Source organism: Arthrobacter sp. zg-Y1110 (assembly GCF_025244865.1).
Classification (GTDB): Bacteria; Actinomycetota; Actinomycetes; order Actinomycetales; family Micrococcaceae; genus Arthrobacter_B.
Genome location: NZ_CP104272.1, coordinates 738,237 through 757,108, shown reverse-complemented (window position 1 = coordinate 757,108; position 18,872 = coordinate 738,237). Strand labels below are relative to the sequence as shown.

Sequence of the window (18,872 nt, the reverse complement as noted above, 5' to 3'; positions counted from 1 at the left end):
GTGCGCCATTTCTCCTACCTCAGCGAGCGGGAAACTGCCCGCCTGTTCCACCTCGCACCGCAGGAACTGACCCTCGATTCCGACGCCCGCCTGCTGGCGACCGCGCTCGGAGCCACGCTTTACTGCCCCGCAACCCGGCCGGACCTGGTCAAGGACATCCGCAAACAGGCTGCCCGCGGGGCCGTCAGCATGGTCATCTGCCTGGAGGATTCCATTGCCGACGCCGAGGTGCCGGCCGCAGAGACCAACGTGGTGGAAGCCCTCGCCGAACTGCACGCTGCCGGCATCCGGAAAGCCGGCGACCCCGAAGACCTGATGCTCTTCATCCGGGTCCGCACGCCCGAACAGCTGCTGAGCCTTGCCGAGCGCGGCGGACAAACGCTGGACGTCCTCACCGGGTTCGTGATTCCGAAGTTCGAGAACACCTCCGGCACTGCCCAGCGCTTCCTCGACGCCCTACACACCGTGAACGACGCCCGGTGGGCCGCCGATCCCGGTGCCCGGCCGCTGCGGATCATGCCGATCCTCGAGTCACCGCTGATGATCCACGCCGAGACCCGCACGCATACCCTCGGCGGCATCTTCGAGGTGCTGGAAGCGAACCGGCCGGACATCCTGTCCGTACGGATCGGCGCCACGGACATGTCCAGCGCCTACGGGCTGCGCCGTTCCCGGGACCTCACCATTTACGACGTCAAGGTGGTCTCCGCGGTGATCGGGGACATCGTCAACATGCTCGGCAGGCCGGGGGGCTTTGTCATCAGCGGCCCGGTCTGGGAACACTACAGCTCCGGCGAGCGGCTGCTGCGTCCGATGCTTCGGTCCTCCCCCTTCGCGGACGCCGACGAGCTGGGCCTGCGCCAGCGGCTGCTGACGGCAAACCTGGACGGACTGATCCGCGAAATCGAACTGGACCAGGCCAACGGACTGCTCGGCAAGACCGTCATCCACCCCTCGCACGTTCCCCTGGTCCATGCCATGTCCGTGATCAGCCACGAGGCGTACCTGGATGCCCTCCACATCTCCGGCGAGGCCGGGGGCGGCGCCGCGGCGTCGCCCTACCGCAACAAGATGAACGAAATGAAACCGCATCAGGCGTGGGCAGCTTCCACCCTCGTCCGGGCCGCTGCCTTCGGCGTCGCAGCCCCCGACATCACCTATGTAGACCTTCTGGAAGCGAGCATGAATTGAAGCACCACCCCTGGACCGGCGGATTTGTGAACGAGGCCCTGGGAGTGCGGATCACCTCTGATCCTGCAGCACTGTTGCCGGTAGAGGACCTGGTGGGACTGGCATTGCGCCGCAACCCCCGCCGCGCGCACCTGCTCGTGTCCCGCGTGCTGGCCAAACATGTACCCACCGAACCGGCGCTCGTCCTGGCGGCCGGAGAGCTGCTCGGCGCACTGGCCGGAGCGGCACTCGGCAGCAAGGTGGACGACGCCGTGCTGCGCGGCGTCGCAGCCGACCTTTCGGCGGTGCTCGAGGACGGCGACGGTACGGCCGGGTCCAGGCGGGCGAACGACGACGGCGGCCGGCACGCCGCGCCCCGCCCACCGCGCACCCGGCTGCAGTATGCCCGCGAACGGCTCTGGGACCTGCCCGTCTCCCATCCCGAAGTGGTGACCATCGGCTACGCGGAGACCGCCACCGGTCTGGGCCGGCTCGTCGCCGACATGCTGGGCTCCTACTACATCCATTCCACCCGGCACGCACCGGAGGGTGCGGTGGCGTACGGCGCCTTCGAGGAAGCCCATTCACACGCCACCTCGCACCGGCTGCTGCCCGTGGATCCCGCCCTGCTGAACAGCCCCGCCCCCGTGGTGCTGGTCGACGACGAGCTCAGCACCGGCGCAACAGTCATCAACACCATCACCGAACTGCATGCCGCCGCACCGCATCCGCTCTACGTGGTGGCCTCGCTGATCGACCTGCGTTCCGACGCGGACCGTGCCCGCTTCGACGAGCTGGCGGACGCGCTGGGCTGCACCATCCGCGTGGTCGCGCTGGGGACCGGCAGCATCGAACTTGGCGAGGACATCCTGGCCCGGGCCGAGGAACTGATCGGCGGGCTGTCCACCCACGAGCCGGCCGGCACTGAGCCGGCCGGCGCTGAGCCGGCCGCGTTGTCCGCTGCCGTTTCCGAACCCGGCACCGTGACCGTGCTGGATTACTCCAGTGCCGCACGCAGCCTGCGCAGTGACCGCTTCGGCAACCGTGCCGGCATCTCCTCCGAATACCTCGGCACCCTGCCGGATGCCCTGCCCGGAGCAGTCTCGGCTGAGAGCCTGGCATTCGTTGCCTCCCGCATCTCCGCCGCGCTGCCCGCTTCGGCGGAATCGGTGCTGGTCCTGGGCTGCGAGGAATTCATCCACGTGCCGCTGACCATCGCCAACGCCGTGGCCGAGGCCCTGCCGGCCGCCTCGGTCCGGTTCTCCACCACCACCCGCTCCCCCATCGTGCCGATTGACCGGCCGGACTACGCCATTGCCAATGCCGTGGACTTCGCCAGCCACGATGTCACCGAGGACGGTCCCGGCCCGCGGCACGCTTACAACGTCGGACCCCGCCGAGCCGTCGACGGCAACGCCTCGAACACCGGCTTCGACAGCATTGTGCTCCTGCCCGAACCCGGCACCGACCCTGCATCCATCACCGGCCCGGGCAGCGTGACCGAGGCGCTGCGCACGGTGACCGGCGCCGTCGTCGTCGTACTGTTGCCGGCCGATGTCCCCGCACCCGAGGACTGGACCGGTTCCGTTGCTGCGGCCGTGCCGCTGACGGGCCCGGAGTTCGGGTCCTACGCGCCCGAAGACGTGACCTGGCTGCTGAAGGACCTGCGCGACGCCAAGCTGGAGGCCCCCACCGCCGAGCGGGAGGCCGCCATCCAGTCCGGCGGGGCGAACTACGCCGAGTCGCTGCCGATGGAGTACCTGCCCTCGGCGCAGTACCAGGACCTGTATGAGGAGGCCCTGCGCCGTTCCGCGCCCCGGGTCGCGTCCGCTGTCGGCACCGTGACCGAACTGGCGCTGGCCGCCCGGAACCCCGAGCCGGTGCTGGTCTCGCTCGCCCGGGCCGGGACGCCCATCGGAATCCTCATGCGCCGTTGGGCGCAGCGGATGCACGGGCTGGACCTGCCGCACTACACCATGAGCATTGTGCGCGGCGTGGGAATGGATGAAACGGCGCTGCGTTACCTGGCGCGGACCTACTCCCCCGAGCGGATCCTGTTCGTGGACGGCTGGACCGGCAAGGGCGCCATCACGCGGGAGCTGACCGCGGCGCTGGATAAGTTCGAAGCAACCGACGGCGTACGGTTCTCCTCCGAGCTTGCGGTGCTGGCCGACCCCGGCCATTCCGTGGAGCTGTTCGGCACACGGGAGGATTACCTGATTCCGTCGGCCTGCCTGAACTCGACCGTCTCCGGGCTGGTGTCCCGCACGGTCTTCAACAAGGACCTGATTGCGCCGGAGGATTTCCACGGCGCGAAGTTCTACGCCCATCTCGCCGGCGCCGATGTGTCCCGGGATTTCCTGGCGGCGATCGAACGGCACTTCGACGACGTACGCCACGAAGCGGAGGCTGCTGCGGTGTCGCTCGCAACTGCGGACCGGACCCCCACCTGGGTGGGCTGGCAGGCAGTGGAGGGCCTGAGCGAGGCATACGGCATCTACAACGTGAACCTGGTGAAGCCCGGCGTCGGCGAGACCACCCGCGTGCTGCTGCGCCGGGTGCCGTGGAAGGTGCTGGTCCATCCCGGGGCGCTGGAGGACGTGGCGCACGTGCTGCTGCTGGCCGAACAGCGCGGCGTACCCGTGGAGGAGGTGCCGGACCTGCCGTTCAGCTGCGTGGGCCTGATCCACCCCCGGTTCACCGCCGGCGCCGTGGGCGCGGACGGCCGGGCGGTTGCTGCCGCCGGTGCCGCTGCAGCCGTTCCGGGGGCCGACGCGTGAAGACGATGCTCGCGTCCGACCTGGACCGCACCCTGATCTACTCCGCGAATGCCCTGTTCCTGAACACCGAGGACGCCCTGGCTCCGGCCATGGTGGTGGCCGAAGTCTATGAGGGTAAGCCGCTGTCCTTCATGACCCGTGCCGCCGAGGCGCTGCTCGTCTCCGCCGCGGAGATCTCCGTGTTTGTCCCCGTCACCACGCGGACCGTGGCCCAGTACCGCCGCATCCAGTTGCCCGGGCCTACGCCGGAATACGCCGTCACCACCAACGGCGGCGTCATCCTGCACCATGGAGAACCCGACGCCGACTGGGAGGCCTCCGTGCGTGGCCTCGTCACGTCCGGGTGCGCGCCGCTGGGCGAGATCGAGGCTTACCTGGGCCGTCCTGAGTTCCATGAATGGATTCTGAAGCTTCGTTCGGCTGAGGACCTGTTCGCGTACGCGATTGTGGACCGGGATGCCCTCCCCGGCGAGTTCCTGCTGGCTCTGGAGGACTGGTGCGATGCACGCGGCTGGACCGTGTCGCTGCAGGGCCGCAAGCTCTACTGCGTGCCCACACCTGTCACCAAGCAGCAGGCCGTGGCCGAGGTTGCCCGCCGGATCGGTGCGGACCGCATCATCGCGGCCGGGGATTCCCTGCTGGACCGGCCCATGCTGGAGTGCGCCGACATCGCGTTCCGTCCCGCACACGGTGAACTGGACGACGCCGGCTACTTCGAGCCGCATCTGCAGGTCACCGAGGCGCGCGGGATCCTGGCCGGGGAAGAAATTGTCCGGCGGATGCTGGGACTGGTGCGGGCCTAAAGGTGGAACGGCGGGACGGGAACGGCACCTGAAACGGGCCGGCGAATGCCCACCACCCCCGCTGCATAGCTGAGGAATTCCTCCAACCGGTAGTTAAACAACACCGGGACGTCGAAGAGGGTTCCGTTGCCCATCCGGAACCCGTACGTATCGTAGCCGTGGACGTCGATGGCCGTCCCGGAGCCGGACGGGGAGATGCTGAACGCCAGGGTCAGCGGCACGCTGGCACGGCCTGCGGCGAAGAAGGTGCCCAGCATCCGGTACGTCCAGTACGAGCCGACGTGCACAACCAGCCGGGACTCGTCCCGGCGGACGTCCTCACCATGGGATGTGAAGGCACCCGTCAGCGCAGCCATAACCGCATGCGGCGGTTGCCCCGTGGTCCATTGTTCCCTCTTCTCCACAATCGGTGCAGCGCTGAACAGCCCCACAATAAACCCCTTTGTTTGTGACTGGTTGAACCAAGATCAGCCGATTACGAGCAGTCCGGAAATACTTGCCTCGGGCTTTCTGACCGCTATGCCGGATATCATCGGCAACGCTACCTCGACCACCCCTGCCGGACATATGAAACGCCTAGAAGTTGAAGCGGGGCGGAGAAGGCACAGGCCCGCTGACGGGCCGGTCGATGCCGATCACCCCTGCTGCATAGCTGAGGAATTCCTCCAGCCGCCGGTTGAACGTCTCGGGGACACCGAAGGACTTTCCGCTGCCGATCCGGAAACCGAAGGTGTCGAACGCATGCACTTCGATGGCAGCACCGGTTCCGGATTCGGACGCAGTGAAGGTCAAGGCGACCGGCAAATTCGCACGGCCTTCAGCGGTCATGTTGCCCCACGTCCGGTACAACGCGTTTGACCCAATATGCACCTCCAGCGAGGACTTTTCCCGCCGGACGTCCTCTCCGTGGGCCGAGAAGGCCGAGGCCAACGCGTCCAGGACGGCCTGCGGCGGCTGGGCCGAGGTCCACTGTTCCTTCTTTTCCACTATCGGTTTCGTGCTGAACAACCCCATGGCGATGCCCCTTGTTTGAGCCTGGTTTATTTGAGACTGGTTTATTCGAGAGTGGCGCCGGCGAAGGCCTGCTCGTAGAGAGCCGCCTGTTCGGGAGTTAGTGCTCCCGACACCCTTAGGAGCACCGTTCCCTGCAGATAGTGGTACTCAGCGTTGAAGGCCGGGCCCAGCGCGATGTGCTGCTGCAGGGCGGACAAGCGGGCCTGGGCTTCTACTTCGCTCGCAAATACCTCCACCACGGCTCCGCCCACGACGCTGTTCTCAGTCGCGGCAGCACCGGTGTCGGCAATCCACGCAGCAGACGTGTACTTGCCGGGCTGGCCGATAGACCCGGTTGAATCATTGGCTTCCGTCACTTCAATGACGGATGTGATGGTCGGTACAACTGCCTGCAGACGTTGGGCAACGGTTATCGCGGTCACCGGCAGCGCAGCGTCGGCGGCGGGAGCGGACGTTTTCGGGGCAGGCGCCGGTGTCGTGGCCGGGGACGCTGTCCCGGTGGAGGACGGGGCCGGGGTGGTCTTGGCCGACGCCGATACGCTCGGGGAAGCTGCGGAAACGGGTTGTTTGGCTGCTTCGGATGAGCATCCAGCTAATCCCAGAGAACCGATAAGCAGCAGCCCGGCAATACTTCCCTTGTGCATTCTTCCCCCATATGTACGGACCGATTATCTGCCAAAGCCTATCCCGTAGAAGTATGCGGATCTTAGAAACCGGTTTGGCCGACGGCAGGAATCCAGACCGCCATATACGGTCCAGGCAGGCGGTAGAGTGCTCGCATGACTGAGCAGCATCAGGACCCCCAGGACAACGACGATCGAGACGAGCGCGAGCGTGAAATCGACGCCGGGCTCGCCTTCGTCCTCAAGCACGATGCCGAGCTGCTCGCCAGGCTCGCTGATTTGTAGGTAAGCGCCTACACCCGCTCCAGCAGCATCGACACACCCTGGCCCAGCCCCACACACATAGTCACCAGCCCCTTCGAAGCACCCTCACGTTCCATCCGGTTCAGCATCGTCACGGTAAGCCGGGACCCGGACGACCCCAGCGCATGCCCGAGGGCAATGGCCCCGCCGTCGCGGTTCACAATGGACTCGTCCAGGTTCAGGGCGCGTATGCACGCCAGCGACTGCGCAGCGAAAGCCTCGTTCAGCTCCACGGCCTCGATGTCGCCAAGCGACCAGCCGGCCCGGTCCAGCACCTTCTGCGTCGCAGGGACCGGCCCGATGCCCATCACGGCGGGCGCCACGCCGGCGGAAGCGCCGTCGACAATCCGGGCCCGGGCGTTTAACCCGAGCCGGCGGACGGCGTCGGCGCTGGCGACGACGACGGCGGACGCGCCGTCGTTCAGCGAGCTCGAGTTCCCGGCGGTCACAACGCCGTCGGACCGCACGATGGGCCGCAGCTTCGCCAGCGCCTCGATGCTGGTTTCCCGGCGTGGCCCCTCGTCGGTCTTCACCACGCCCTTTTTCGTCTCCACCGGCACGATCTCGTCCGCGAACCGCCCCTCGTCAATTGCCGCGAGAGCGCGCTGATGCGAGCGCAGCGCGAAGGCGTCGGAATCCTCGCGGGAGATCCCGTCCCGGGCGGCCAGCTCCTCGGCGGTTTCGGGCATGGAGTAGGTGGTTCCGGGCAGGTCGTAGAACCGAGGATTGGTGAACCGGGCGCCGATCGCGGAATCGGCCAGCTCCCCCGGCTTCGCGAAGGCCTTCTCCGGTTTCGCCAGCACCCACGGCGCCCGCGACATCGACTCCACTCCCCCGGCCACCACAATGTCCACGGCACCAGACTTAATCATCTGCGAGGCCGTGATGATCGCGCTGAGCCCGGAGGCACAGAGCCGGTTCACCGTCATCGCCGGCACGGTGTCGGGGAACCCGGCGAGCAGGGCCGCCATCCGTGCCACGTTCCGGTTGTCCTCGCCGGCCTGGTTCGTGTTACCCAGCAGTACCTCGTCGACGTCGGCCGGGTTCACCCCTGCACGGGCCACCGCCTCGGAAAGCACCAGGGCCGCGAGATCGTCGGGGCGGACGCCCGAGAGGGCACCGCCGTAGCGGCCGACGGGAGTGCGGACGCCGGACACCAGATAAGCCTCAGTCATGCTGGAAATAGTACTGCGGCCGAAATAGTAATGTGACTTGGACAACACGCCGCCGATCCCGGTGAGACACCAAGTTCGGGCCGCAGCGCTGCGGCCGCAGGAGGAACCATGAGCACGCCCACGACGCCGTCTACCGCCCCGGCCTCCCCCGCCCCCGCCGCGCCGGACCTCGAGGCCCTCCGCTCGGCGTCGGACGTCCTCGGCCTGGACGGACTCCTCACCGAGGAGGAACTGGCCTTACGCGCCAAGGTCCGGGCCTTCGTGGACGAGCGCATCCGGCCGAACATCAAGGACTGGTACGAGGACGCGGTCTTCCCGGTGGAGATCGTCCGGGAACTGGGCGACCTCGGCGTGCTCGGCATGCATCTGGAGGGCTACGGCTGCCCCGGGCGCTCCGCCGTCGAGTACGGGATCGCCGCGATGGAACTGGAGGCGGGCGATTCGGGCCTGCGCACCTTCGTCTCCGTGCAGGGCTCGCTGGCCATGACCGCCATCCATAAATGGGGCTCGGAGGAACAGAAGAACCGGTACCTGCCGGGCATGGCCCGGGGCGAACTGATCGGCTGCTTTGGCCTGACCGAACCCACCGCCGGTTCCGACCCGTCGAGCATGAGCACGCATGCCGTGCACGACGGCGACGGCTGGGTCCTGAACGGCGCCAAGCGGTGGATCGGGCTGGCCTCCATTGCCGACGTCGCGGTGATCTGGGCGCAGACCGGCGACGGCGTCCGCGGCTTCCTCGTCCCCACGGACACCCCGGGTTTCTCCGCCGTCCCGATCGAACCGAAACTCTCCATGCGTGCCTCCATCCAGTGCGATGTCTTCCTGGAGGATGTCCGGCTGCCCGACTCCGCGCTGCTCCCCGGTGCCAAGGGCCTGCGCGGGCCGTTCTCATGCCTGAACGAGGCCCGCTACGGGATCCTCTGGGGTTCGATGGGCGCTGCCCGGGACAGCTACGAGGAGGCGTTGAAGTACTCGCTGGAACGGCTGCAGTTCGACAAGCCGCTGGCCGCCTACCAGATCACCCAGGAGAAGCTGGTGAACATGCTGCTGGAAATCTCCAAGGGCGTGCTGCTGGCCATCCATACCGGGCGGCTCAAGGATGCGGGCACACTGGAACCGGTGCAGATTTCCGTGGGCAAGCTGAACAATGTGCGCGAAGCGATCGCGATCTGCCGGGACGCCCGCGCCATCCTGGGCGGCAACGGCATCACCTTGGACTATTCACCGCTGCGGCATGCGAACAACCTCGAATCGGTGCGGACCTACGAGGGCACCGACGAAGTGCACACCCTGATCTTGGGCCAGCACATCACGGGGATTGCCGCGTTCCGGTAGACGGCACAGGTTTACCGGGCGGCCGGCAGTACTGCTTCGATGGCCGCCTCGGTTGAGTCCGGTGCGTCTGACGGCGGAGCGAACGACGACGACGGCGGGGTTGGCCGCGGCGGTGACGGCGGATCGGGCGGGAACGGGAATTCCGGCGGAATGACCGGAATATCCGGGTCCGGCGTCCCCGGCTCAGGCGGCTCAGGCGGTCCCGGCGGTGTGGGCGGTGCCGGGGGCGGCGCCGTCGGGTCCGGACTCGGCGGGGAGGTCGGGGGTTCGGTGGGAGGTTCCGTCGGCGGCTCCCTCGGTGGCTCCGTAGGCGGCTCGCCCGGGTCGGTCGGCGGTCCAACAGGCGGTTCAACCGGCGGGGGCTGCGCCGAATTGCCCGGCGGATTCACCGGTGGCTGCTGAGGCAGTGGCTGGGGGCTCCGGGCAGCTTCCTCAGCACGTGCGCGTTCTTCGGCTGCCCGTTGCTGTGCCTGTTCCCGCTGGTCCACCTCCGCCTGGCGCGCCCTTTCCGCTTCGGCCTGGCGTGCCTTTTCCTCTTGCTCGGCCTGCTGCTGGGACGCGGATGCACTGTCCAGCCACACGAGATCCCCGGCCGGATTGCGCGTGCAGCGGTACTCAACCTGACGTTCCGTACGCGCTTCCCCCTCGGTGAAACACGGACTGTTTCGAAGGGACACCTGCCGAACCGGCTCCTGCACCAAAGCATCCGCAAGTACGGCAACGTCGCCCGGCTCGTCTGTCGAATCGTCGATGGCGCCCTCCAAACCCGACGGGAGCGGCAGGTTCAGCACGGACCCAGGCGGCGGCGTCGTCGTCGGCAGGGCGAAAAGATCGGGTCGCGGCCGAAGGCCTTCGGCATCCGCGGAAAGTGAACTTGGAACGGGATCGGGCGTCGAGACGACTCCTGCGACCATACCGACCACCAGCACCACGGCCCCGAGCGACAGGGCGAACTTCCGCTGTTCAAGCGTGTCCAGATTGGCCCAGCTGCGGCGTCGGAAGCCCAGCGCGTACAGCGCTGTGAGCACCAACAGCGATCCGGTGGCGAGCAGCCACACGATGACGCCGAGACTCCCCTGCAGTGCCGCAACCCAGAGCAACCCGGCCGCCAGGCCGAGGACTAACCAGGCTGAGCGGGGATTTCCGAGACCGGGACTTCGCTGCGGCACGGACGCATCGAAGCGAGCTGCTGCCGGTGTTGATTCGTGCGACATGATGCCTCAGCGCTGTGGAACCGGGCCGGTCTCCCCCGATCCGCGGACCGCGGCCGGCTTCTGATGCGGCAACAACCCTGACCGGTCCGGATACCGGAGCCGTTAAAGGATGCTGCCCTTGGAACCACGCTAGGCGGGTCCAAGGGCAACTTCTACTGCTTCCGGAAACTGGTTGTCAGCGCTCGCAACCGACGCCGTCGCCGTCGCGGTCCAGGTGAGGTCCGTACCCGGGTCCCCCGGCGTAGACGGGAGCGCCTCCGGCTTTACGGGCCTCCGTGCAGTTGGCGTAGTAGACGTTGGCCAGCGGCGCGGGCGGTGCCGGTGCCGGGACCACGGGGGCGGGAGCAATCTGCTGGCGGGCCTGTTCGTCCGCGACCCGCTGCGCTTCCGCCGCTGCCGCCTGCTCGTCGGCCACACGCTGGGTCTCCGCGGCTGCCTCGTCATCAAGGCGCTGCTGTTCGGCTGCCGCGGCTTCTTCTGCCGCTTGCTTGTCCGCAGCTTCCTGGCGCTCGGCAATCAGCTTGATGGAACTGTCCTCGTCCATCCAGACGAGCAAGCCGTTGTCATTTTCGGTGCAGACATAAACCACGGACTGGGACGTCGGCGTGGCTGACGGCGTGGCTGACGGCGAAGCCGTTGTCGTCGACGGGGACGACGAGGGCGTGGCCTTGGCGGATTTGGTGGATGCCGACGCCGAGGGTGTGGGGGTGGCTGTTCCGGCCTGCTTCTGCGTCTGGGTGGCACCGGCCGTCTTGCAGGCCTTATTGGCGATCTGCGTCGCAGTCGGCGTCGGCGTTGGTGTCGGTGACGAGGTGGTCTTGGTCGGCGACGGAGTGGCGGCAGCGGGTTCGGCGTCGCCGCCGCCGCAACCGGACAGGACGACGACGGTGCTGAGCGCCAGCGCGCCAAGGGTGAGCGCCCGGGAGCGGGCGGAAGATGCGGTGCGGCGGGTCATCGTTGACGCGGTGCGGCGGGCGGGCAAAACAGGCATAGGTCCCCCATGGACAAGACAGTTGAATATGTATGCGAATGCATCGACCCAAAGGCTACAGGACTTGCGGAGGAGCAATTACCAGACGGAACGGACACCAAGTAGTCCGGTCCGACGTCGGTTCTCTAGCCGACGCCCGAACAGGGCCGTAGCCTCTCTGCACGTCCCCTGGAGGTTGCGATGGAGTGGATCTGGAACGTTCTCTGGCCCATCCTGCTGATCGGCTTCGGTGCAGGCTGGCTAACCAAGCGGAGCCTGGACCGGCGGCACGAGTCCCGGGCGCTCAACGAGCTGGTCACCTACCTGCACCTGAAACGGACGCTGGCCCCCATCGATCCGCAGCCGGCACAGGGCGGACCGATGGAAGCCCGGCACCGGTCCGCCGTGCAAGATCTGCGCGAAAACGTCATGGAGACGCTCGCGCATCTCACACCCGGATCCGGTGCCACCGAGGTATTGATGCGGATGTCCGCCGCCAGCAACCGCTACCTGCGCGATGTTGCCGCAGATCCGGGGAGCTACCAGTTCGCGCTGATGGAGTTACGGCGAAACCTGGACGAGGACCTGCGGATCCTCACGGACGGCCGCCGCGACGTCCAGTACCTCAGCCCGGGTGAAGCCTCGACCTGCAAACGGCCGCCGCCGTCGTCGTCCGGGACTTCGCGGCCGTCGTCGGGGACTACGGGGCCGGGTGGGAGGACCCGAACCCGTCGATAACGAAGCCCGCGGTGGCGCGGCCTGTGGCCGCCGCTTCTGCCGGCGAGGCCCCGCGGAGCAGCATGCCCAGCACGCCGGTGAAGATCAGCAGTAAGTGGGCCGCCAGCGCGTCGGCGTCGTCCGATCCGACGACGGGCACCGCAAGTTCGCGGAAGCGGTCGGTGAGCAGCTGCGTATCCTGCGACAGGGTTTCAGCGAGTTGCTGGCCCGGGTCAACGGTTTCGGCAGCGACGCCAAGCGCGGCACACCAGCGCGCGGCGGACGCGCCCGACCGGTAGCTGGTCAGGGCCGGAAAGACCGCCAGGAGCCGGTCCCGGTCCGTGGCGGCGGCGTCGATTTCCCGTTGCCAGGCCGCGTCCCAGTTCTGCAGCCGGCGGCGCAGCGCCTCCGCAATCAGGCCCTCCTTGTTGCCGAAGTGCGCGTAGAGGGTCGCCGGGGCAACGTTGGCGCGCTGCAGGATCCGGTCCACCGGTGTCGCCGCGACGCCCTGCGTGAAGGCGAGTTCCTCGGCGGCGTCGAGCAGCCGGTTCCGTGCACTGGGTTGTAGAACCATGCGGCCAGCATATAACGTACGTTTCAATGAAACGACCGTTACAGCCTTCCGCTCCGACCGCCGGCCCGCTCTTCGCGGTCGCCGCGGTGACACTTATCGCCGCGACCTACGGCCTGGCGCGGCTGGGCTACGGCCTGTTCCTGCCCGCCTTTTCCGCCTCGTTTAAGCTGACTCCGGCCGTCGGCGGACTGCTCTCCTCCGGTGCCTCGGTGATCTACTGCGTGTCGGCCGGGCTGGGGTTCGCCTACGCGCCGCGGCGTCCGCGGCTGATGACGATTCTGGCCGGTTCTACGGCGGCACTCGGCTCGGCCGGTATCGCCGCGGCGACGTCCACGGGGTTCTTTGCCGCGGCCGTGCTGCTGGCCGGGATGGGTGCGGGGTTCGCCTCCCCTGCCCTGGTGGAACTGGTGCAGCGCAACACGAAGCCGTTCCGGGCGGCGAGGCGGCAGTCGGTGGTGAACTCCGGAACCGGCTTCGGGGTGGTCGCGGCCGGTTTGCTGGCCCTGCTGCTGGGATCCTCGTGGCGGCTGGCATGGGTGCTGATTGCGGTGATCGCGGTGGCGGGCATGGTCGGGGTGCTCCTGGGAGACGTCTCGCGCGGCCGCGGGAGTGCAGGAGGAACGGGCGGCACAGGAGGCGCGGGCGGCACAGCAGGCGCGGGCGGGAACGACGACGGCGGGCGCCACCAGCGCGGCGAAAGCCGGCAGCGGGGGCTGGGCCTGGGCGCGTTGAAATGGCCGCTCGCTGCCGCCTTCATCTACGGCATCGGCTGCGCCGCTGTTTGGGTCTACGGACGCACCCTGCTCGAGGATCAGGGCGGCATGCCCGTCGCACTGTCTGCCGGAGCCTGGATTGCCCTTGGTGTCGGCGGCGCCGCCGCAGTCCTGACCGCCCCCTGGCTGGCACGGCACTCGATCCGCCTCACTTGGCCGGTTACGGTGCTGGCCACGGCGGCGGCCACCGGTGTTATGGCACTCGCACCGGGGAGCACCGGGATCTCCTTCGCCACGGCCGCACTGTTCGGGCTGGCCTACACCGCCGCGACGTCGGTCCTTATTATTTGGGCCACCGCCACGGCGAGCAGCAGTGCCGCCGGCACATCGGCCCTGTTCATCAGCCTCATCCTGGGGCAGGCCGCCGGGGCAGCCCTGACCGGTGCCCTCATTGAAGTGTCCGGATTCGGACTGGCCTTTGCCGTGTCCGCGGCGGCGTGCGGCGTCAGCGCCGCCGGGGCCATTGTCCGCACCCGAAACCTCGGCAGGTCGGAAGACGACGGACTCCGGACAGCCCGCTCCGAGGCCACGTCCTGATCGAGGGCGGTCGCCCGGGGTTGCATCCCGCCATGCAGCCCCGGAGCCGAACCGTCCCCGGCCGGCAGGGTCAGACGCTGCGGATGTGCTCCGGACGCAGCTCGGCCACGCTCGTGACGCCGAGCAGCTGCATCACCAGGGTCATTTCCGTGCGCAGCAGCTCCAGCGTGCGTTCGGCGCCCTGCCTGCCACCGGCCATCAGCCCGTACAGGTAGGCCCGACCGATCAGCGTGAAGTCCGCGCCGGCAGCAAGCGCCGCCACAATGTCGCCGCCGGACATGATGCCCGAGTCCAGGATGATCTCCGCCTCGGGTCCGACGGCGGCACGGATGGACGGCAGGATCCGCAGCGGCACCGGGGCACGGTCTAGCTGCCGTCCGCCGTGGTTGGAGACCACCAGGGCGTCCGCGCCGCAGGCAAGGACCTCGACGGCGTCGTCGGGCGTTTGGATGCCCTTGACGATGAGCTTGCCCGGCCACGTTTCGCGCAGCCAGTCCAAGTCGGTGAAGTTCAGCGAGGGTTCGAACATGGTGTTCACGGTTTCCGCGAGGGAGACCCGTTCACCCTCGAAGTTGGCGAAGCCCAGCGGTTTGGTGGTGAGGAAGTTGAACCACCACTCGGGCCGGTAGGAGGCGTCCAGAATGGTTTTGGCGGTCAGGGTGGGCGGCATGGTCATGCCGTTGCGGGTGTCGCGCAGTCTGGCGCCCGCCACCGGGGTGTCCACCGTGACGATCAGCGCGCCGTATCCCGCCGCGGCGGCCCGCTGCACCAGTTCGCGGGAACGTTCGCGGTCCTTCCAGAGGTAGAGCTGGAACCATTTGGCGGCGTCGGGCACCGTTGCGGCCAATTCCTCGATGGATGCGGTGCCCATGGTGGAGAGCGAGAAGGGCACCCCGAAGGCGGCCGCGGCCTGCGCGCCGCCCACCTCCCCTTCGGTGTGCATCAGCCGCGTCAGCCCGGTGGGCCCGATGCCGACGGGCATGGCGGACTCGGTGCCGGCGATCTTGGTGCTCAGGTCCACGCTGGTCACATCGCGCAGCACATGCGGCACGAATTCGATGTTGTTGAAGGCCGCGCGGTTGCGCTGCAGGGTCTGCTCGCCGAACGAGCCGCCGTCCACGTAGTCGAAGGCTGCGGCCGGGATCCGCCGCTTGGCGATGTCCCGCAGTTCCCAAATGTTGGTGGCCTTGGCCAGGCGGGCGCGCCGGCGGTCCAGGTCGAAGGATCGAAACTGGACGAGATCGCGGAGTTCGGAGTATTGGGGAATTCGGCGTTTCATGGCTGCTTTCTGGCTCGGCTTGGCGCCAGTCTAGGACGGTTGGGCCGTCACTGAGCAGGAGTTGACCGATCGTTACGCGCATCCTGAACGCCCGCCGGAAAACAGCGAAGCCAGCGGAGGATATCCGCTGGCTTCGGTTGCAGCCATCCACCGACCCCCCACAGGCAGCGGATGCTACAGATACAGTGCGCCGAGACGCGCCGATAAACGGGGACGGAGGCCTATAAGCCTTCGAGGTGGAGACTTCGGCAGTGACCCCCCAGCCACAAATACACGAAGATTCCCCATCGGCCCAGGATCGCTCCGTCCGCCGTTTATGAACTTTTCAGTCCGTCTCACACATGTGTGAGACATGAGTGAGACGCTACCATCGCTCGGTGTCCGGGTCAAAGGGCGGAAGGCTAGAGATCTTCGTCCAGGATCTTCGCGATGGCCTTCAAGGCCTCCGGATCCACCGGACCCAGGGCCCGGGCCGCGAAGTTCCGCACCTCGGCGCGGCGCAGGCTGCGGAGCAGCTCCAGTTCGGCCTCGACCCGCTCGGGCAGGTTTCCGTCCTCCTGCAGCAGGTAGTCGGGATCGACGTCGAAGACGGCGGCAATGGCGCGCAGCGCTTCCTCCGGAACCACCTGCTCCTTGCCGGACTTCAGCAGCGACCACCGGGTGCGCGAGAGGTAGTAACCGGCTTTCTGCGCCCCGTCCCTGATGGCCGGGTAATCGAAGGGCTTGCCGGAGTCGGACATGATGACGTCCAGCAGAAGATTGATCTTCCGGGCAAGCGTTTCGGCTCGTCGGATGCCCGCAGCGCGCTCCGGGGGAAGATCAAAATCGTTCACGTAGTTCAGCTCCATGTCATAACTGCGAGGAAACAGCAGAAGGTGGCCAGTCCCAGGGCCGCGCCGGAAAGCGCCTCCCGCAACGAATGTTCGCCGAGGGACACCCGGCTGAAGATCATCAACGGCGATAGTATCAACAGCCACGCCCAGCCCGCGCCGTATGTCGCTATTACCCAAAGCACACCGAAGGTCAGGACCGACACATGGGCTGACACATTGAGCCAGCGCCGGAAAAAGACAAGGCCCAGGTTGCCGAGCAGCAGCCCGGTCACCGTTTCCGGCACCGGCGATGCCACGGGCAAGAGATAGCAGACGACGGCGCCGGCCAGCATCAGGGCAGCCACCAGGGCGGCCCGCCAGCGGTCAGGTATCCCCCGGCGTCGGAACAGTCCCTTGGTGCCCTTGTAGATCGTCCCAGGCACTACGACGACGCCGGCCAGGAGCAGGAGCACGCCCGCCGGTCCCAGCCCCGCCTCGATCCCCGCTGCAATGATGAGGACCGCCAGCACGAGGGCCGGCGGCAGGATTTTGGAGTACCAGCTAGCCGCCGATGATAGCTGCGCGGCGGGCCGGTGTTCCGTTGTCTTCAATTCTTCTGCCTATCTCGTCAATGATCCGGGTCTCCTCCGGCGACAACAGCCCGGGTTCCAGGACCCGGATGTCGCCGATGAGGATGAACCAGCGGTAGAGCTGGGTCTTGGAAGTGCGGGCGTCGAGGGAGACGTTGGCCGCTTCCAGGGCCCGCGTGCCTTCGCAGGTCTTCATCAGGCGGCGCACGATCGGCCGCAGGGCGTCCAGATCCTCGGCACGACGACGGCGGGCGGCGGCGGCGGTTTTGAGGCGGGCGTAGGACGGCACTGCGAACCCGACGGCGAAGCCGAGCATGGTCAGCGCCATGAGGATGCGGTAGCCGAGGTAGAGGCCGAAGGGCGCCTGCACGCCGGCGAATTCCAGGCCGATGAGCAGCATTTTCACGGACACGGCGGCGACGCCCGCTCCGCACCCGGCGCTGAGGATGCTCAGGCCGATGCCGAATTCCCGGGATTCCCCGCTCTTGTCCCGGCGCAGGCATTCGATGCCGGTGTAGCCGAGCACCGCGCCGATCCAGGCAAAGAAGCTCGCCTGGTATGGGGCAATCGTGGGGATGGACGCGAAGGTGTCGGTGAAGTTAGTGGCGGAGCCTGGGGTCTCGGACACCAGCAGCAGGGTCGTCTGAATGACGGCCAGGACAATTCCTATGCCGATCAGTGCCTTCACGTGCCGCCCGCCGTCGTCGTCCGTTCTGCCGGTGGCCTTGAGCAGCAGGCGGCTCAGTTCCGTCATGCCGGCACCCATGATCAGGTGGACAATCAGGTTGAGCAGATTCCGCTCCCCCAGCAGGGAATCGACGAAGAGGTAGACCTGGTCAATGTTCAGGGTGGCGCCGATGGCCACGGCGGCCATGCCGGGCAGGATGCCAAGCTTCCAGCCGAAGCGCAGGCCCACCAGCCGGATGATCACCAGCGTCCAGAGGGCGGCGGCGGGCATCATCTGCAGAGTGATCACTGGAAGGTCCGTTCAAAGGTGCTGGAGCTGTCGCGTTCTTTGGGCAGCAGGGCCAGCGAGAGGAGGTAGGCCACCTGCTCGGCGGCGCGTTCGGTTTCGTTCCAGGTCAGGGACCGCGCGAGCATCCGCCGGATTCCCTGGCGGCTGCCGATGTGCTGGAACACTGACGGCATGGCCGTTTCCACTCCGCCGCATCCTTGGTGGCGCAGGAGGATGTGCCCGAATTCGTGGCAGGCGGCGTGGGTGCGGTGGAGGCGGTTGTCGCCGGAGGGCAGCAGGATGATCGACTTCGTGTCCTTCTCGATCCAGAGACCGGTGACGGAAGGAATCACGGCGGAGTCGATGTCGCGCAGTTCAATGGGTTTTCCGTGTGTCTTGGTCACGGCGGCCAGCAGTTCATCGAAGGTGACGTGCTCGCCGAGCTGCAGGGCGGCGACCACTGCTTTTGAGGTGGTCCGTTCACCGGCGGACTTCCCGAATCGCGTTGTCATGAATTCCCCATCGTTGTTTTCCACATCTTTGCTAGGCAAATGTGGAACGAGACTGCTCCCGACTTTATCGCAATCCTGGGGCTTGGCCCCGGCGCGGGGCCCTAGGGCAGGAGCAGGGCAGCGGTGAAGGTCAGGCATCCGGCAATGTGTCCGGCTAGGACCTGGGTGGGGGTGTGATCGCCCAGCTTCACCCGCGACCAGCCCGTGGCCGAGGCCAGCAGCAGGGCCAGCGCTGCGCCGACCGTGGGGATGGGTGCGAGCAGGGCCAGCCCGACGTAGGCGGCGACGGCGGAATGCACCGACAGCTTCCACACCAGGTTCGCTGCCAGGCACAGCATCATGCCGATGAAAACGCCGCCGATTTCGCCGAACAATGCGGCCGGGGCGTCCAGCAGGACCAGGAGCAGGGCTCCGATGCCCAGCGACACTGCGGACGCGGCCAGGATCGGTGCGCGTTGCGTCCGCACGCCCACATGATGGTCGGTCACCCTGCCGCGCCGCTTCAGCACCAGGATCCCGGCGAAGGGCAGCCCTACGGTGAACAGGGCCGCCGTGATGCCCTGCAGCCAGGTCACGCCCGGGCTAAGCAGGGGCTGCAGCAGGAGGAGGATTCCCACGAGGACGGCCGGGGCGGAGGTTTCCGTGACGATGCGTGCCAGGCGGGTGGAGGCGGTGGCGGCGGTGCGGGGTGCTGTCGGTGCGGTGGGCTGCAGGGTTTCGGGCATCCGTCGAT

The 18,872-nt window shown here is 67.5% G+C and carries 20 protein-coding genes; 7 read left to right on the top strand and 13 right to left on the bottom strand.

Features of this window, described 5'->3' with window-relative positions; all coding sequences use genetic code 11:
- From N2K99_RS03545 to N2K99_RS03535, 3 genes are read left to right on the top strand one after another with little or no spacing between them, the layout of a single operon-like run.
- A complete protein-coding gene (locus N2K99_RS03545; RefSeq protein WP_227933896.1) occupies positions 1-1,191 on the top strand; it encodes an HpcH/HpaI aldolase/citrate lyase family protein in 1,191 nt (396 codons plus the stop codon).
- The gene (locus N2K99_RS03540; protein WP_227933895.1) at positions 1,188-3,950 is read left to right on the top strand and encodes a phosphoribosyltransferase domain-containing protein; all 2,763 of its coding nucleotides are present in this window, start codon (positions 1,188-1,190) and stop codon (positions 3,948-3,950) included. The genes N2K99_RS03545 and N2K99_RS03540 overlap by 4 nt, the downstream gene beginning before the upstream one ends.
- Before the next feature lie 5 nt (positions 3,951-3,955).
- On the top strand, positions 3,956-4,753 hold the full coding sequence (locus N2K99_RS03535) for an HAD family hydrolase (protein WP_227933911.1): 798 nt from the start codon (positions 3,956-3,958) through the stop codon (positions 4,751-4,753).
- Here N2K99_RS03535 and N2K99_RS03530 read toward each other — a convergent pair.
- From N2K99_RS03530 to N2K99_RS03520, 3 genes are all read right to left on the bottom strand, one after another.
- Entirely contained in the window at positions 4,750-5,184 is a 435-nt protein-coding gene (locus tag N2K99_RS03530) for a hypothetical protein (protein WP_227933894.1), read from the bottom strand. The two genes, N2K99_RS03535 and N2K99_RS03530, sit on opposite strands and share 4 nt — an antisense overlap.
- A 145-nt stretch (positions 5,185-5,329) precedes the next feature.
- Positions 5,330-5,767, bottom strand: a complete 438-nt coding sequence (locus N2K99_RS03525; RefSeq protein ID WP_227933893.1) for a hypothetical protein — start codon at positions 5,765-5,767, stop codon at positions 5,330-5,332.
- A gap of 41 nt (positions 5,768-5,808) precedes the next feature.
- A complete protein-coding gene (locus N2K99_RS03520; protein WP_227933892.1) occupies positions 5,809-6,411 on the bottom strand; it encodes a hypothetical protein in 603 nt (200 codons plus the stop codon).
- 135 nt (positions 6,412-6,546) lie between these two features.
- On the opposite strand from N2K99_RS03520, the gene N2K99_RS03515 reads away from it, so the two are divergent.
- The gene (locus tag N2K99_RS03515; RefSeq protein WP_257793679.1) at positions 6,547-6,675 is read left to right on the top strand and encodes a hypothetical protein; all 129 of its coding nucleotides are present in this window, start codon (positions 6,547-6,549) and stop codon (positions 6,673-6,675) included.
- Between the two features lie 8 nt (positions 6,676-6,683).
- On the opposite strand, the gene N2K99_RS03510 is transcribed toward N2K99_RS03515, so the two are convergent.
- A complete protein-coding gene (locus N2K99_RS03510; protein WP_227933891.1) occupies positions 6,684-7,868 on the bottom strand; it encodes a thiolase family protein in 1,185 nt (394 codons plus the stop codon).
- Positions 7,869-7,976: 108 nt separating this feature from the next.
- Here N2K99_RS03510 and N2K99_RS03505 point away from each other — a divergent pair, with 108 nt between their 5' ends.
- A complete protein-coding gene (locus N2K99_RS03505; protein ID WP_227933890.1) occupies positions 7,977-9,206 on the top strand; it encodes an acyl-CoA dehydrogenase family protein in 1,230 nt (409 codons plus the stop codon).
- A gap of 11 nt (positions 9,207-9,217) precedes the next feature.
- Here N2K99_RS03505 and N2K99_RS03500 read toward each other — a convergent pair whose 3' ends face one another.
- Together N2K99_RS03500 and N2K99_RS19045 are read right to left on the bottom strand one after the other, a co-directional pair.
- The gene (locus tag N2K99_RS03500; protein WP_227933889.1) at positions 9,218-10,420 is read right to left on the bottom strand and encodes a hypothetical protein; all 1,203 of its coding nucleotides are present in this window, start codon (positions 10,418-10,420) and stop codon (positions 9,218-9,220) included.
- A 175-nt stretch (positions 10,421-10,595) separates the two neighbouring features.
- Positions 10,596-11,411, bottom strand: coding sequence for an excalibur calcium-binding domain-containing protein (locus tag N2K99_RS19045; RefSeq protein ID WP_308036414.1), 816 nt, complete (start codon positions 11,409-11,411; stop codon positions 10,596-10,598).
- A 180-nt stretch (positions 11,412-11,591) separates the two neighbouring features.
- On the opposite strand from N2K99_RS19045, the gene N2K99_RS03490 reads away from it, so the two are divergent.
- Positions 11,592-12,128 (top strand): hypothetical protein, encoded by a 537-nt coding sequence (locus N2K99_RS03490; protein ID WP_227933888.1) that lies wholly within the window; start codon positions 11,592-11,594, stop codon positions 12,126-12,128.
- Here the strand turns inward: N2K99_RS03490 and N2K99_RS03485 are convergent.
- A complete protein-coding gene (locus N2K99_RS03485) occupies positions 12,091-12,681 on the bottom strand; it encodes a TetR/AcrR family transcriptional regulator (RefSeq protein WP_227933887.1) in 591 nt (196 codons plus the stop codon). The genes N2K99_RS03490 and N2K99_RS03485 overlap by 38 nt on opposite strands.
- A 26-nt stretch (positions 12,682-12,707) precedes the next feature.
- Here N2K99_RS03485 and N2K99_RS03480 point away from each other — a divergent pair, with 26 nt between their 5' ends.
- Entirely contained in the window at positions 12,708-13,991 is a 1,284-nt protein-coding gene (locus N2K99_RS03480) for an MFS transporter (RefSeq protein ID WP_227933886.1), read from the top strand.
- A 70-nt stretch (positions 13,992-14,061) separates the two neighbouring features.
- Here the strand turns inward: N2K99_RS03480 and N2K99_RS03475 are convergent, their stop codons facing one another.
- From N2K99_RS03475 to N2K99_RS03450, 6 genes are all read right to left on the bottom strand, one after another.
- Positions 14,062-15,270: an alpha-hydroxy acid oxidase gene (locus N2K99_RS03475; RefSeq protein ID WP_227933885.1), complete on the bottom strand. Its 1,209-nt coding sequence runs from the start codon at positions 15,268-15,270 to the stop codon at positions 14,062-14,064.
- A 401-nt stretch (positions 15,271-15,671) separates the two neighbouring features.
- Positions 15,672-16,103: a hypothetical protein gene (locus N2K99_RS03470; protein WP_227933884.1), complete on the bottom strand. Its 432-nt coding sequence runs from the start codon at positions 16,101-16,103 to the stop codon at positions 15,672-15,674.
- 5 nt (positions 16,104-16,108) lie between these two features.
- The gene (locus N2K99_RS03465) at positions 16,109-16,612 is read right to left on the bottom strand and encodes a hypothetical protein (protein ID WP_260554795.1); all 504 of its coding nucleotides are present in this window, start codon (positions 16,610-16,612) and stop codon (positions 16,109-16,111) included.
- Positions 16,613-16,643: 31 nt separating this feature from the next.
- The gene (locus N2K99_RS03460; RefSeq protein ID WP_227933882.1) at positions 16,644-17,648 is read right to left on the bottom strand and encodes a hypothetical protein; all 1,005 of its coding nucleotides are present in this window, start codon (positions 17,646-17,648) and stop codon (positions 16,644-16,646) included.
- Positions 17,645-18,139, bottom strand: coding sequence for a hypothetical protein (locus N2K99_RS03455; RefSeq protein WP_227923261.1), 495 nt, complete (start codon positions 18,137-18,139; stop codon positions 17,645-17,647). The genes N2K99_RS03460 and N2K99_RS03455 overlap by 4 nt, the downstream gene beginning before the upstream one ends.
- A gap of 101 nt (positions 18,140-18,240) precedes the next feature.
- Positions 18,241-18,864 carry a phosphatase PAP2 family protein gene (locus N2K99_RS03450; protein WP_227933881.1) on the bottom strand — a complete coding sequence of 208 codons (624 nt, stop codon included), beginning with the start codon at positions 18,862-18,864 and terminating at the stop codon, positions 18,241-18,243.
- Positions 18,865-18,872: the final 8 nt, after the last annotated feature.

Bases quoted from the DNA above. Each gene is read 5' to 3' on its own strand.
- N2K99_RS03535 (WP_227933911.1), top strand. From the start codon at position 3,956: ATGCTCGCGTCCGACCTGGACCGCACCCTGATCTACTCCGCGAATGCC.
- N2K99_RS03525 (WP_227933893.1), bottom strand. From the start codon at position 5,767: ATGGGGTTGTTCAGCACGAAACCGATAGTGGAAAAGAAGGAACAGTGG.
- N2K99_RS03520 (WP_227933892.1), bottom strand. From the start codon at position 6,411: ATGCACAAGGGAAGTATTGCCGGGCTGCTGCTTATCGGTTCTCTGGGA.
- N2K99_RS03515 (WP_257793679.1), top strand. From the start codon at position 6,547: ATGACTGAGCAGCATCAGGACCCCCAGGACAACGACGATCGAGACGAG.
- N2K99_RS03510 (WP_227933891.1), bottom strand. From the start codon at position 7,868: ATGACTGAGGCTTATCTGGTGTCCGGCGTCCGCACTCCCGTCGGCCGC.
- N2K99_RS03505 (WP_227933890.1), top strand. From the start codon at position 7,977: ATGAGCACGCCCACGACGCCGTCTACCGCCCCGGCCTCCCCCGCCCCC.
- N2K99_RS03500 (WP_227933889.1), bottom strand. From the start codon at position 10,420: ATGTCGCACGAATCAACACCGGCAGCAGCTCGCTTCGATGCGTCCGTG.
- N2K99_RS19045 (WP_308036414.1), bottom strand. From the start codon at position 11,411: ATGCCTGTTTTGCCCGCCCGCCGCACCGCGTCAACGATGACCCGCCGC.
- N2K99_RS03490 (WP_227933888.1), top strand. From the start codon at position 11,592: ATGGAGTGGATCTGGAACGTTCTCTGGCCCATCCTGCTGATCGGCTTC.
- N2K99_RS03485 (WP_227933887.1), bottom strand. From the start codon at position 12,681: ATGGTTCTACAACCCAGTGCACGGAACCGGCTGCTCGACGCCGCCGAG.
- N2K99_RS03480 (WP_227933886.1), top strand. From the start codon at position 12,708: ATGAAACGACCGTTACAGCCTTCCGCTCCGACCGCCGGCCCGCTCTTC.
- N2K99_RS03475 (WP_227933885.1), bottom strand. From the start codon at position 15,270: ATGAAACGCCGAATTCCCCAATACTCCGAACTCCGCGATCTCGTCCAG.
- N2K99_RS03455 (WP_227923261.1), bottom strand. From the start codon at position 18,139: ATGACAACGCGATTCGGGAAGTCCGCCGGTGAACGGACCACCTCAAAA.
- N2K99_RS03450 (WP_227933881.1), bottom strand. From the start codon at position 18,864: ATGCCCGAAACCCTGCAGCCCACCGCACCGACAGCACCCCGCACCGCC.